The sequence below is a fragment of the Enterobacter sp. RHBSTW-01064 genome (assembly GCF_014103035.1).
In the GTDB taxonomy this organism is placed as follows: domain Bacteria; phylum Pseudomonadota; class Gammaproteobacteria; order Enterobacterales; family Enterobacteriaceae; genus Enterobacter; species Enterobacter mori.
Window position 1 is genome coordinate 91,258 of the sequence record NZ_JABXOU010000003.1, and the last position, 14,490, is coordinate 105,747.

Annotated in this window: 6 protein-coding genes, 1 tRNA gene and 2 rRNA genes; 1 reads left to right on the plus strand and 8 read right to left on the minus strand. The window is 56.0% G+C overall.

Features of this window, described 5'->3' with window-relative positions:
* Positions 1-103: 103 nt before the first annotated feature.
* A complete protein-coding gene (gene metH, locus HV355_RS10645) occupies positions 104-3,787 on the minus strand; it encodes a methionine synthase (protein WP_182401852.1) in 3,684 nt (1,227 codons plus the stop codon).
* Positions 3,788-3,980: 193 nt separating this feature from the next.
* Here metH and iclR point away from each other — a divergent pair, with 193 nt between their 5' ends.
* Positions 3,981-4,808 carry a glyoxylate bypass operon transcriptional repressor IclR gene (gene iclR / locus HV355_RS10650; protein WP_074136400.1) on the plus strand — a complete coding sequence of 276 codons (828 nt, stop codon included), beginning with the start codon at positions 3,981-3,983 and terminating at the stop codon, positions 4,806-4,808.
* A 68-nt stretch (positions 4,809-4,876) separates the two neighbouring features.
* On the opposite strand, the gene aceK is transcribed toward iclR, so the two are convergent.
* From aceK to HV355_RS10685, 7 genes are all read right to left on the minus strand, one after another.
* The gene (gene aceK, locus HV355_RS10655) at positions 4,877-6,616 is read right to left on the minus strand and encodes a bifunctional isocitrate dehydrogenase kinase/phosphatase (RefSeq protein WP_182401854.1); all 1,740 of its coding nucleotides are present in this window, start codon (positions 6,614-6,616) and stop codon (positions 4,877-4,879) included.
* Between the two features lie 52 nt (positions 6,617-6,668).
* Positions 6,669-7,973, minus strand: a complete 1,305-nt coding sequence (gene aceA, locus HV355_RS10660; protein WP_182401856.1) for an isocitrate lyase — start codon at positions 7,971-7,973, stop codon at positions 6,669-6,671.
* Positions 7,974-8,004: 31 nt separating this feature from the next.
* On the minus strand, positions 8,005-9,606 hold the full coding sequence (gene aceB / locus HV355_RS10665) for a malate synthase A (protein ID WP_182401858.1): 1,602 nt from the start codon (positions 9,604-9,606) through the stop codon (positions 8,005-8,007).
* A 269-nt stretch (positions 9,607-9,875) separates the two neighbouring features.
* Positions 9,876-10,805 (minus strand): homoserine O-succinyltransferase, encoded by a 930-nt coding sequence (gene metA / locus HV355_RS10670; RefSeq protein WP_059312978.1) that lies wholly within the window; start codon positions 10,803-10,805, stop codon positions 9,876-9,878.
* A 250-nt stretch (positions 10,806-11,055) separates the two neighbouring features.
* Positions 11,056-11,171: ribosomal RNA gene (gene rrf, locus HV355_RS10675) — 5S ribosomal RNA — on the minus strand.
* 72 nt (positions 11,172-11,243) lie between these two features.
* Positions 11,244-14,149: ribosomal RNA gene (locus HV355_RS10680) — 23S ribosomal RNA — on the minus strand.
* A 192-nt stretch (positions 14,150-14,341) separates the two neighbouring features.
* Positions 14,342-14,417: transfer RNA gene (locus HV355_RS10685), tRNA-Glu, on the minus strand.
* Positions 14,418-14,490: the final 73 nt, after the last annotated feature.

The window sequence follows — 14,490 nt, forward strand, 5'->3', positions numbered from 1 at the left end:
ACCGGGCAATAAGGTTAGAACCTTATTTGAGTATAAGGGTTTAAACGTAAGAAAGAGACAGGGCGCCCCATGAGCGCCCTGTTTGTTGTAAGGAAAAGTGATTTTAGTCGGCGTCGTAGCCCAGATTCGGTGCCAGCCAGCGTTCCACTTCAGACACGCTCATCCCTTTACGCAGGGCATAATCTTCGATCTGATCCCGCTGCAGCTGCGCCACGGCGAAGTACTTGCTGTCCGGATGGCTGAAGTACCAGCCTGAGACTGACGCACCTGGCCACATGGCGAACGACTCGGTGAGCTTCATGCCGGTATGGGTTTCCACGTCCAGCAGTTTCCAGATGGTGCCTTTTTCGGTGTGCTCCGGGCAGGCCGGGTAGCCCGGCGCCGGACGAATGCCCTGGTAATTTTCGCGGATCAGTTCCTCGTTGCTGAGGTTTTCGTTCGCCGCGTAGCCCCAGTGCACCTTACGCACACGCTCGTGGAGGTACTCGGCGAAGGCTTCCGCCAGGCGGTCGGCAATCGCTTTCACCATGATTTTATTGTAATCATCGTGCTGCGCTTCGAACGCGTCCGCCAGCGCGTCTTCTTCCAGACCGCCGGTTACCGCAAAGGCACCGATATAATCGGCTTTGCCACTCAGCTTCGGCGCGACGAAATCGGCCAGGCAGTAGTTGGCAAAGCCCACTTTCTCCGTTTGCTGGCGCAGATGGCGGCTGACCGCCAGCACGTGGGTGCGGGTTTCATCGCGGTAAATTTCCACGTCGTCGCCCACGCGGTTCGCCGGGAACAGGCCCACCACGCCGCGCGGGTTGAGGGTTTTCTCTGCGCTCAGCGTGTCGAGCATGTCGTTGGCATCTTTAAACAGGCGCTTCGCCTCCTCTCCTACCACCTCATCCTCCAGGATACGAGGATATTTGCCCGCCAGCGACCAGGTCATAAAGAACGGCGTCCAGTCAATGTAGTTGCGCAGCGTCTCGATGCTTGCCGTTACGTCCTGCACGCCCAGACGGTGTGCGACCGGCGGCGTATAGCTGGACCAGTCAAACGCCAGATCGTTGTCGCGCGCCGCCTGAAGTGAAACAGGTGGGGTGCGCGGCTTCTTACGGCCGTGCTGGATGCGAACGGTTTCGTACTCTTTGCGGGTGCGCGCCACAAAATCGTCGCGCTGGGTGTCGGAGAGCAGCGCGGAGACCACGCCCACGGTGCGCGAGGCGTTTTGCACGTAAACCGTCGGGCCGCTGTAGTTCTGCTCGATTTTCACCGCCGTGTGCGCTTTCGAGGTGGTCGCTCCGCCAATCAGCAGCGGGATGGTAAAGCCCTGACGCTCCATCTCTTTCGCCACGTTGACCATCTCGTCCAGGGACGGGGTAATCAGCCCGGAAAGGCCAATCAGGTCGGCATTCACTTCGCGCGCGGTCTTGAGGATTTTGTCCGCCGGGACCATCACGCCGAGGTCGATAATTTCGTAGTTATTACACTGCAGCACTACGCCGACGATATTCTTGCCGATGTCGTGCACGTCGCCCTTCACGGTGGCAATCACCATCTTGCCGTTGCTGGAGCCTTTCTCTTTGCTGGCTTCGATGTAGGGCTCGAGATACGCCACCGCCTGCTTCATCACGCGGGCGGATTTCACCACCTGCGGCAGGAACATTTTGCCTTCGCCGAACAGATCGCCGACCACGTTCATGCCGTCCATCAGCGGGCCTTCGATCACTTCGATTGGACGGGCGGCCTGCTGACGTGCTTCTTCAGTGTCGAGTTCAATAAATTCGGTAATGCCTTTGACCAGCGAATACTCCAGACGCTTTTTCACGTCCCAGGAACGCCACTCGGCCTGCTGAACGTTTGCCGCCTCATCCGATTTGCTGCCGCGGTATTTCTCCGCCAGGTCCAACATGCGCTCGGTGGCGTCGTCACGGCGGTTAAGGATCACGTCCTCGACGGCATCGCGCAGCTCGGCAGGGAGGTCGTCATAAATCGCCAGCTGGCCGGCGTTAACGATCCCCATGTCCATGCCGTTGCGGATGGCGTAGTAGAGGAACACGGCGTGGATCGCTTCACGCACCGGGTCGTTGCCGCGGAACGAGAACGACACGTTCGACACGCCGCCGGAGATCAGCGCATGCGGCAGTTCGCGCTTGATGTCTTCACACGCCCCGATAAAGTCCTGGGCGTAGTTGTTGTGCTCTTCAATCCCGGTCGCGACGGCGAAGATATTCGGGTCAAAGATGATATCTTCCGGCGGGAAGCCCACCTCTTCGGTCAAAATCTTGTACGCGCGGCGGCATATCTCGATTTTGCGCTCGCGGGTATCCGCCTGGCCCACTTCGTCGAAGGCCATCACCACCACGGCGGCACCGTAGCGGCGCACCATCTTCGCGTGGTGGATAAAGATATCAACACCCTCCTTCATCGAGATGGAGTTAACGATGCCTTTGCCCTGGATGCACTTCAGCCCTTTTTCAATGACTTCCCATTTGGAAGAGTCAATCATGATCGGCACGCGGGCGATGTCCGGCTCACCGGCAATCAGGTTGAGGAAACGCACCATCGCCGCTTCGGCGTCGAGCATCCCCTCATCCATGTTGATATCAATAATCTGCGCGCCGCTTTCCACCTGCTGGCGGGCAACGTCCAGCGCTTCACTGTATTTCTCTTCTTTAATCAGGCGCTTGAACTTTGCAGAACCGGTGACGTTAGTACGCTCACCCACGTTCACAAACAGGCTGTCGTCGCCGATGGTCAACGGCTCAAGGCCGGAAAGGCGACAGGCAACCGGAAGCTCGGGCAGCTTGCGCGGCGGCAGCCCGGCCACGGCGTTGCTCATGGCCGCGATGTGCTCCGGCGTGGTGCCGCAGCAGCCGCCGACGATGTTCAGGAAGCCAGACTCGGCCCACTCGCGGATTTGCGCCGCCATGGTGTCGGCATCGAGATCGTATTCACCGAACGCGTTCGGCAGACCGGCGTTCGGGTGGGCGGTGACGTAGCATTCCGCGATACGGGAAAGCTCCTGCACGTACTGGCGCAGTTCATCCGGCCCCAGCGCACAGTTGAGGCCAAAGGAGAGCGCTTCGGCGTGGCGCAGGGAGTTATAAAACGCTTCGGTTGTCTGGCCGGACAGGGTGCGGCCGGAGGCGTCGGTGATGGTGCCGGAAATCATGATCGGCAGGTTAACGCCCAGCGCCTCGAACTCCTCTTTCACCGCGTAAATCGCAGCTTTGGCGTTGAGGGTGTCGAATACGGTTTCAATCAGGATCAGGTCGGAACCGCCTTCCACCAGCGCTCTGGTCGATTCACGGTAGGCGGCAACAAGCTGGTCAAAGGTGATATTACGAAACGCCGGGTCGTTGACGTCCGGTGAAATCGACGCGGTGCGGTTCGTCGGGCCAAGCACCCCGGCAACATAGCGCGGTTTGTCCGGCGTGCGGGCCGTCCACTCGTCGGCGCAGGCGCGTGCAAGCTTTGCGGCTTCAAAGTTGATCTCCGCCGACAGGGATTCCATCTGGTAATCCGCCATGGCGATGGTTGTCGAGTTGAAGGTATTGGTCTCAACGATATCCGCACCCGCTTCAAAGTAGGCGTTGTGGATATCTTTAATAACCGACGGCTTGCTGAGCACCAGCAGGTCGTTGTTCCCCTTCAGGTCGCAGGGCCAGTCTGCGAAGCGCTCGCCGCGGAAATCGTCTTCACTCAGACGATAGCCCTGGATCATGGTGCCCATGCCGCCGTCCAGCACCAGAATTCGTTCATTTAACTGCGCACGCAGTTGCTCTACTTTGCTGCTCACACTTGCTCCCGACAACGCTCAACAAGGCCAAAAGGCTGGGTTCCATACTGGCACAATCTCGCAGGGTGGAAAAGTCACACAGCGGTAACATGAGACATGTTCACCATCACTCCTCCGATCAGTCATGAAAGCGGTTGCAAAATCACCAAATAAAACGAAAATGATTTCCACGATACAGAAAAAGGAGATCGTCATGGTCACGACCGTTCCCGCCAAACGCGGCAGAAAGCCTGCTGCCACCACCGCTGCACAACCCGGCGGACAGGTTCAATCGCTCACGCGCGGTCTGAAGCTGCTGGAGTGGATAGCCGAGTCGCACGGCAGCGTGGCCCTGACCGAGTTGGCCCAGCAGGCTGGTCTGCCGAACTCCACGACGCACCGCCTGCTGACCACCATGCAGCAGCTGGGCTTTGTCCGCCAGGTCGGCGAGTTGGGGCACTGGGCGGTGGGCGCACATGCGTTTATCGTTGGCAGCAGCTTCCTGCAGAGCCGCAACCTGCTGGCGATTGTGCATCCGATTCTACGCAAGCTGATGGAAGACTCCGGCGAGACGGTCAACCTGGCGGTGCTGGACCAGAGCGACCACCAGGCGATTATCATCGACCAGGTGCAGTGCACGCAGCTGATGCGCATGTCCGCACCGATTGGCGGCAAGCTGCCCATGCATGCGTCCGGGGCGGGGAAAGCGTTTCTTTCGCAGCTGAGCGAGGAGCAGGTGACGGGGCTGCTGCACCGTAAAGGTCTGCACGCCTATACCCACGCCACGCTGGTGTCGCCCGTGCATCTGAAAGAAGATCTGGCCCTGACCCGCAAGCGCGGCTACTCGTTTGATGATGAGGAGCATGCGCTGGGCCTGCGCTGCCTGGCATCCTGTATTTTTGACGAGCACCGCGAGCCGTTTGCCGCCATCTCCATCTCCGGCCCCATTTCACGCATGACCGACGATCGCGTGACCGAGTTAGGTGCGCTGGTGATTAAGGCGGCGAAAGAGGTGACGCTGGCGTATGGTGGGATCCGTTAAGATTGAGTGCGGCCTGATGCCCTCACCCCGGCCCTCTCCCACGGGGAGAGGGAGAAAACATGATGCCCTTACCCTGCGGGAGAGGGAGAAAACCGGATGCAAAACCGCTGCTTGCGGCGGTAAGCGTATACATCTTCCACGTGCCCATTTTTGATCCGCGTTTGCAGTCCGCGCCAGTAGCTGGCGCGGAAAAGATCCTCATGCATCTCTTCGAATAGCGGCCCGATGCGCGGGTCGGCGCACAGCCAGTGGCGAAACTCCTCCGGAAACACGTCCCCCGGCGAGACGCTATACCACGGCTCACCGGACAGCTCATCTTCCGGGTAGCGGGGCTGTGGGATATCGCGGAAATTCACCTCGGTCATGTAGCAAATTTCGTCGTAATCGTAGAACACCACCCGCCCGTGACGGGTGACGCCAAAGTTTTTAAACAGCATGTCGCCGGGAAAAATATTGGCGGCGGCAAGCTGGCGAATCGCGTTGCCGTATTCTTCAATGGCGTCACGTAAGGCCTGACCGTCAGACTGCTCAAGCCAGATATTCAGCGGTACCATGCGGCGTTCGATGTAGAGATGGCTGATCACGATTTTGTCACCAAGATCGGTGATTTTCGCGGGCGCTTCCTGCATTAACAGCGCCATGAGCGCCGGGTCGATCTGCTGTTTATCCAGCACAAAGTTTTCGAATTCCTGGGTATCCGCCATCCGCCCGACGCGATCGTGCTCTTTAACCAGCTGATAGCAGGCGCGGACGTGCGCAGCGCTCATCTCCTTCTGCGGCGCGAATCTGTCTTTAATCACCTTAAAGACCCGGTCGAAACCCGGCAGCGTAAAGACCAGCATCACCATACCGCGAATGCCTGGCGCTTCGATAAACTGCTCGTCGGCCGCAGTGACGTAGCGCAGGTACTCCCGGTAGCTTTCCGTTTTGGCGTGCTTCTGGCAGCCAATCGCCATATACAGCTCGGCGGTGGTTTTGCCCGGCAGGATCTCGCGCAGCCACTCCACCAGAGCGGCAGGCAGCGGGGCGTACACCATGAAATAGGAGCGGGCGAAGCCAAATACGATGCTGGCCTCGGCGCTGGTAGTCAGGCAGGTATCGACAAACAGTTCCCCGTCGTCGGTACGGTGAATCGGCAGCAGAAACGGCACAATGGCGGTCGGCGTAACCAGTTTGCCCACCAGCCAGGCGGCTTTATTGCGGTAGAAAAGCTCGTTGGCAACCTGCAAATGGCTGCGGCTGAGCACCTCAGCACCGAAGGTTTCGTTGAGATGCGCGTGGATATAACCGATATCCCGGGTTTTATTTTCCCAGGGCAAGCGCAGCGGCAGATCCGTTAGCACGCGGTGCAGGAGCTTTTCCCATCCGCGATCGGGAAAGAAGTCTTTCGCCAGCGGACGCGGAATGGAACGAAAGCGTCGCTCCGGCTGGGAGCTGAAGATAAATAACCGCTCAGGAGATAATGAGCGGTGGTCAAATAACCGGCAATAGACGGAGTTGAAAAAGCTCTCCGCAATCTCGAAGCGAGGGTAGTCGGGTAACAGGTGGGTGTAATGCTCCTTCACGCGCAGTAAAAAATCCGCGTCCGGGCTTTTACCGTCGGTAATACAGCGAAGCTGCTCCACCACCAGACCCACGTGGTGGTCATAGAGATGGATACGCTGCTTCATGGCCTGCTGAACCGCATGCCAGTCTGCATGTTCGAAGCGCTGCTGCGCGCCGGATGTCACTTCTAGAAAACGACCATACTGGGCATCAAAGCCCTGCAAAATAGTTTGGGCAATCAATAATTCCAGACCACGCGACATATACTCCCCCTCACCCCCAACCCTCTCCCCGAGGGGGGAGAGGGGGAAAAGATTAGAACTGTGCTTCTTCGGTTGAGCCCGTTAAGGCGGTGACGGAGGAGGTGCCGCCCTGAATAATCGTGGTCACATTATCAAAGTAACCGGTTCCCACCTCCTGCTGGTGAGACACGAAGGTGTAGCCGTCTTTACCTGCGGCAAACTCCGGCTGCTGCACCTTCTCAACGTAGTGCTTCATGCCCTCACCCTGCGCGTAGGCGTGCGCCAGGTCGAACATGTTGAACCACATGCTGTGGATGCCTGCCAGGGTAATGAACTGGTATTTGTAGCCCATGTCGGACAGCTGCTGCTGGAAGCTGGCGATGGTTTTGTCATCCAGCTTTTTCTGCCAGTTGAAGGACGGCGAGCAGTTGTAGGCCAGCAGCTTGCCCGGGTATTTCGCGTGGATGGCGTCGGCAAAGCGTTTTGCCAGCGCCAGATCCGGCGTGGAAGTTTCACACCAGACCAGGTCCGCATAAGGCGCGTACGCCAGGCCACGGCTGATCGCCTGTTCAATGCCGGCATGGGTACGGTAGAAGCCTTCACTGGTACGCTCGCCGGTGATGAACTCGCTGTCGTACGGGTCGCAGTCAGAGGTGATCAGGTCCGCCGCGTCCGCATCGGTACGGGCAATCACCAGCGTCGGCACGCCGAGCACGTCAGCAGCCAGACGCGCGGCAACCAGCTTCTGAATCGCTTCCTGAGTCGGAACGAGCACCTTACCGCCCATGTGTCCGCATTTTTTCACTGACGCCAGCTGGTCTTCGAAGTGTACGGCCGCTGCACCGGCCTCAATCATCGATTTCATCAGCTCGAAGGCGTTCAGCACGCCGCCGAAGCCCGCTTCTGCATCCGCGACGATCGGCAGGAAGTAATCCGTAAAGCGCGGATCGTTTGGTTCGATACCGGCGGCCCACTGGATCTGATCCGCACGGCGGAAGGTGTTGTTGATCCGATCCACCACCGACGGCACGGAGTTAGCCGGGTAGAGCGACTGATCCGGGTACATGCTGGAGGCCAGGTTGGCGTCCGCTGCGACCTGCCATCCGGAGAGGTAAATCGCCTCGATCCCGGCCTTCGCCTGCTGCAGCGCCTGACCGCCGGTCAGCGCGCCGAGGCTGTTGATGTAGCCCTTTTTGGAGCCACCGTGCAGCAGCTTCCACATTTTCGCCGCACCGTTCTGTGCCAGCGTGCACTCCGGGTTGACCGAGCCGCGTAATTTCACCACTTCATCTGCGCTGTACGGACGGCGGATGCCTTCCCAGCGCGGTTGAGTCCACTCTTTCTTTAACTCTTCGATTTGTTGGGTACGGGTTTTCATGTGCAGATGCTCCATATTGTTATGTGGTGAGTTACGCCAGGAAGCGGTAGCCCGGCAGGGTCAGGAAGTCGATTAAGTCATCTGATGTGGTGATTTGCTCCATCAGGCGCGCAGCGTCGTCAAAGCGTCCGCTGCTGAAGCGGTGTTCGCCCAGCTCGTCCTGGATCACCCGCATCTCTTCAGCCAGCATCTGGCGGAACAGGGATTTCGTCACCGGCTTGCCGTTGCTGAGCGTTTTTTGATGGTGGATCCACTGCCAGATGGAGGTGCGAGAGATCTCCGCCGTCGCGGCATCCTCCATCAGGCCGTAGATCGGCACGCAGCCGTTACCGGAGATCCACGCTTCGATGTACTGGACCGCGACGCGGATATTGGCACGCATGCCCTCCTCCGTACGCTCACCCGTACACGGTGCCAGCAGCTGTTCTTCTGCGATGGGTGCATCGTCTTCACGCGTGACAAACAGCTGGTTTTTATTGTCACCAAGCACGCGGTTAAAGACCTCCATCGCCGTATCGGCCAGACCTGGATGGGCAATCCACGTGCCGTCGTGGCCGTTACGTGCTTCAAGTTCTTTATCGGCTTTCACCTTGTTGAGCACCTGGTTATTGCGCTCTGCGTCTTTGCTCGGAATGAATGCCGCCATGCCGCCCATCGCAAAGGCACCGCGCTTGTGGCAGGTTTTGATCAGCAGACGTGAGTAGGCACTGAGGAATGGTTTATCCATAGTGACCACCTGGCGATCCGGCAGCACGCGATCGCCGTGATTTTTCAGGGTTTTGATGTAGCTGAAGATGTAGTCCCAGCGTCCGCAGTTCAGGCCGACAATATGATCGCGCAGCGCATGCAGGATTTCATGCATCTGGAATACCGCAGGCAGCGTTTCAATCAGCAGCGTGGCCTTGATGGTGCCGCGCGGCAGGTCAAAACGGTCTTCCGCGTAGCTAAACACTTCGCTCCACCAGGCCGCCTCCTGCCAGGACTGCGTTTTTGGCAGGTAGAAATAGGGACCGCTGCCTTTTGCCAGCAGGTTCTTGTAGTTGTGGAAGAAATAGAGTGCGAAATCAAACAGGCTGCCCGGAATAGCTTCCCCACGCCAAGTGACATGTTTTTCAGGCAGGTGCAGGCCGCGTACGCGACAGATCAGCACCGCCGGGTTCGGCTTGAGCTGGTAAATTTTACCGGCGTCGTTGGTGTAGCTGATGGTGCCGTTCACGGCGTCGCGCAGGTTGATCTGCCCGTCGATAACTTTGTTCCAGTCTGGCGCCAGTGAATCTTCAAAATCCGCCATAAAGACTTTAACGTTGGCATTCATGGCGTTGATCACCATTTTGCGCTCTACCGGACCGGTGATCTCAACGCGACGATCCTGTAAATCTTCAGGGATGCCGCGGATTTTCCATTCACCACGGCGAATGGAAGCGGTTTCCGAAATGAAGCCAGGCAACTTGCCATCGTCAATTTCCTGCTGCTGATGAATACGTGCCGCCAGCAGCTTATTGCGCTGTGGCGTAAAGCGAGTCACCAGTTCAGTCAGAAATTCTACCGCTTCCGCCGTCAAAACTTGCTGTTCTTGCTCGCCATACAGCTGGGTAAAGGCCAGTTCATCGACCGTCGTTGCCTGTTGAGTCATTACTCTGCTCCTCATCAAAGATCCAAAATCACGCCCCGATGCGAACGAAAGATCGTTGGGTAGTTTTCGCTCAGCAGAATTAAGACTATCTATATTTTTTCCAAAATCAAAAACAATTTCCATTTTAATTGTTAACTGTAATTAATTTATTGATTTTATTGAGGTTAAAGTTTGATCGAATGGTGAGTGGCATTTCGGAAATAAAAAAGGCACCTGAAGGTGCCTGATTTGAATAGCTGAAACGCTTTAGGATCGTTTAATGCAGAAGATTACTCCAGCGTCGGATTCATGTGACGCAGATCGTATGGCGTTATCTGGTAGACGTAATAGTTGAGCCAGTTAGTGAAAAGCAAATTCCCGTGGCTGCGCCAGGTTGCTCTCGGTTTGTTTTGCGGATCGTCTTTTGGGAAATAGTTGTACGGTACTTCCGGATTAAGACCCGCTTCGACATCACGGAAATACTCTGACGCGAGAGTATGCGGATCGTACTCAGGATGCCCGGTCACAAATGCAATGCGTTTATCCTTGCTGGCAAACAGGTAAGCATCCCCATCTTCCGTTTCGGCCAGGATCTCCAGATCGGTGTAATCACGAATCAGCTGGGCCGGGAAATCGGCGTAGCGAGAATGCGGGGCCAGGAAAGAGTCATCGAAACCACGCGTCAGCAACGCATGGGGATGAAGAATGTGGTGTTCGTATACGCCGGAGAGTTTTTCAGTGCGGGTTTGCTTGGGGATGCCATAAAGAATATTCAGTGCGGCTTGTACCGCCCAACAGACAAACAATGTGGACGTGACGTGATCTTTTGCCCACTCCAGGACCTGTTTGATCTGTGGCCAGTAGGCGACATCATTAAATTCAACCAGACCGAGCGGCGCGCCGGTCACAATCAGTCCGTCAAAGTTTTCACCCTGAATGTCATCGAAGTTACAGTAGAAGTTGTTCAGATGCTCAGAAGGCGTGTTACGCGACTCGCGGGCATCGATTCGCAGCAGCTGAATATCGACCTGCAGCGGGGAGTTCGACAGAAGACGCAGGAACTGGTTTTCTGTTTCGATCTTTTTCGGCATCAGATTGAGAATAAGCACCTTCAGCGGGCGAATTTCCTGACCTGTCGCACGCGAAGCCGTCATGACGAAGACGTTTTCTTCACGCAAGAAATTGACGGCTGGCAGCTCGTCCTGCACCCGAATCGGCATAACTTTATATCCTCACAGCATACGTATAAACGTTTAGACATCCAGATAGCTAACGATACCCAGAAATGGTTTGAATGTCGAGTCTGCAAGAGGAAGGTGAGAAAGTTTCAAGGAGAGGAAGGAGAGGATGGTGCGGTTTGATTTGCCCGGTGGCGCTGCGCTTACCGGGCCTACAAAGCCACTCGGCATGATTTCTGACGCACAAAGCAAAAAACCCCGCACCTTACGGTACGGGGTTCTTCTAATTGATGCCTGGCAGTTCCCTACTCTCACATGGGGAGACCCCACACTACCATCGGCGCTACGGCGTTTCACTTCTGAGTTCGGCATGGGGTCAGGTGGGACCACCGCGCTAAAGCCGCCAGGCAAATTCTGTTAAATCTGTATCAGGCTGAAAATATCGTGTCTGTCTCTTCGCCGAAACAGCTTCGGCGTTGTAAGGTTAAGCCTCACGGTTCATTAGTATCGGTTAGCTCAACGCATCGCTGCGCTTACACACCCGACCTATCAACGTCGTAGTCTTCAACGTTCCTTCAGGACCCTTAAAGGGTCAGGGAGAACTCATCTCGGGGCAAGTTTCGTGCTTAGATGCTTTCAGCACTTATCTCTTCCGCATTTAGCTACCGGGCAATGCCATTGGCATGACAACCCGAACACCAGTGATGCGTCCACTCCGGTCCTCTCGTACTAGGAGCAGCCCCCCTCAATTCTCCAGCGCCCACGGCAGATAGGGACCGAACTGTCTCACGACGTTCTAAACCCAGCTCGCGTACCACTTTAAATGGCGAACAGCCATACCCTTGGGACCTACTTCAGCCCCAGGATGTGATGAGCCGACATCGAGGTGCCAAACACCGCCGTCGATATGAACTCTTGGGCGGTATCAGCCTGTTATCCCCGGAGTACCTTTTATCCGTTGAGCGATGGCCCTTCCATTCAGAACCACCGGATCACTATGACCTGCTTTCGCACCTGCTCGAGCCGTCACTCTCGCAGTCAAGCTAGCTTATGCCATTGCACTAACCTCCTGATGTCCGACCAGGATTAGCTAACCTTCGTGCTCCTCCGTTACTCTTTGGGAGGAGACCGCCCCAGTCAAACTACCCACCAGACACTGTCCGCAACCCGGATTACGGGTCTACGTTAGAACACCAGCCATTAAAGGGTGGTATTTCAAGGGCGGCTCCACGCAGACTGGCGTCCACGCTTCAAAGCCTCCCACCTATCCTACACATCAAGGACCAGTGTTCAGTGTCAAGCTATAGTAAAGGTTCACGGGGTCTTTCCGTCTTGCCGCGGGTACACTGCATCTTCACAGCGAGTTCAATTTCACTGAGTCTCGGGTGGAGACAGCCTGGCCATCATTACGCCATTCGTGCAGGTCGGAACTTACCCGACAAGGAATTTCGCTACCTTAGGACCGTTATAGTTACGGCCGCCGTTTACCGGGGCTTCGATCAAGAGCTTCGCGTTGCCGCTAACCCCATCAATTAACCTTCCGGCACCGGGCAGGCGTCACACCGTATACGTCCACTTTCGTGTTTGCACAGTGCTGTGTTTTTAATAAACAGTTGCAGCCAGCTGGTATCTTCGACTGATTTCAGCTCCACCCGCAGGGGCTTCACCTACACATCAGCGTGCCTTCTCCCGAAGTTACGGCACCATTTTGCCTAGTTCCTTCACCCGAGTTCTCTCAAGCGCCTTGGTATTCTCTACCTGACCACCTGTGTCGGTTTGGGGTACGATTTGATGTTACCTGATGCTTAGAGGCTTTTCCTGGAAGCAGGGCATTTGTTACTTCAGCACCGTAGTGCCTCGTCATCACACCTCAGCGTTAAAAGAGTTCCGGATTTACCTAAAACTCCCGCCTACATGCTTAAACCGGGACAACCGTCGCCCGGCTAACATAGCCTTCTCCGTCCCCCCTTCGCAGTAACACCAAGTACAGGAATATTAACCTGTTTCCCATCGACTACGCCTTTCGGCCTCGCCTTAGGGGTCGACTCACCCTGCCCCGATTAACGTTGGACAGGAACCCTTGGTCTTCCGGCGTGCGGGCTTTTCACCCGCATTATCGTTACTTATGTCAGCATTCGCACTTCTGATACCTCCAGCAACCCTCACAGGCCACCTTCAACGGCTTACAGAACGCTCCCCTACCCAACAACGCATAAGCGTCGCTGCCGCAGCTTCGGTGCATGGTTTAGCCCCGTTACATCTTCCGCGCAGGCCGACTCGACCAGTGAGCTATTACGCTTTCTTTAAATGATGGCTGCTTCTAAGCCAACATCCTGGCTGTCTGTGCCTTCCCACATCGTTTCCCACTTAACCATGACTTTGGGACCTTAGCTGGCGGTCTGGGTTGTTTCCCTCTTCACGACGGACGTTAGCACCCGCCGTGTGTCTCCCGTGATAACATTCTTCGGTATTCGTAGTTTGCATCGGGTTGGTAAGCCGGGATGGCCCCCTAGCCGAAACAGTGCTCTACCCCCGAAGATGAGTTCACGAGGCGCTACCTAAATAGCTTTCGGGGAGAACCAGCTATCTCCCGGTTTGATTGGCCTTTCACCCCCAGCCACAAGTCATCCGCTAATTTTTCAACATTAGTCGGTTCGGTCCTCCAGTTAGTGTTACCCAACCTTCAACCTGCCCATGGCTAGATCACCGGGTTTCGGGTCTATACCCTGCAACTTAACGCCCAGTTAAGACTCGGTTTCCCTTCGGCTCCCCTATACGGTTAACCTTGCTACAGAATATAAGTCGCTGACCCATTATACAAAAGGTACGCAGTCACCTAACAAGTAGGCTCCCACTGCTTGTACGTACACGGTTTCAGGTTCTTTTTCACTCCCCTCGCCGGGGTTCTTTTCGCCTTTCCCTCACGGTACTGGTTCACTATCGGTCAGTCAGGAGTATTTAGCCTTGGAGGATGGTCCCCCCATATTCAGACAGGATACCACGTGTCCCGCCCTACTCTTCGAGTTCACAGCAAGTGTGCTTTCGTGTACGGGACTATCACCCTGTACCGTGCGACTTTCCAGACGCTTCCACTAACACACAAGCTGATTCAGACTCTGGGCTGCTCCCCGTTCGCTCGCCGCTACTGGGGGAATCTCGGTTGATTTCTTTTCCTCGGGGTACTTAGATGTTTCAGTTCCCCCGGTTCGCCTCGTTAACCTATGTATTCAGTTAACGATAGTGTGTCGGAACACACTGGGTTTCCCCATTCGGACATCGCCGGGTCAAAGGTTCATATCACCTCGCCGGCGCTTTTCGCAGATTAGCACGTCCTTCATCGCCTCTGACTGCCAGGGCATCCACCGTGTACGCTTAGTCGCTTAACCTCACAACCCGAAGATGTTTCTTTCGATTCATCATCAAATTGCGAAAATTTGAGAGACTCGAACACACATAACATGTGTGTCGTTTCAATTTTCAGCTTGATCCAGATTTTTAAAGAGCAAATATCTCAAACGTCACCCGAAGATGAGTTTTGAGATACTGAGGCAGGTGACTTTCACTCACGAACCAGCAAGTGGCGTCCCCTAGGGGATTCGAACCCCTGTTACCGCCGTGAAAGGGCGGTGTCCTGGGCCTCTAGACGAAGGGGACGTGTAAGTCTCAATCGCAAGACGCCTTGCTATTTACTTTTCATCAGACAATCTGTGTGGACACTACAAAGGCA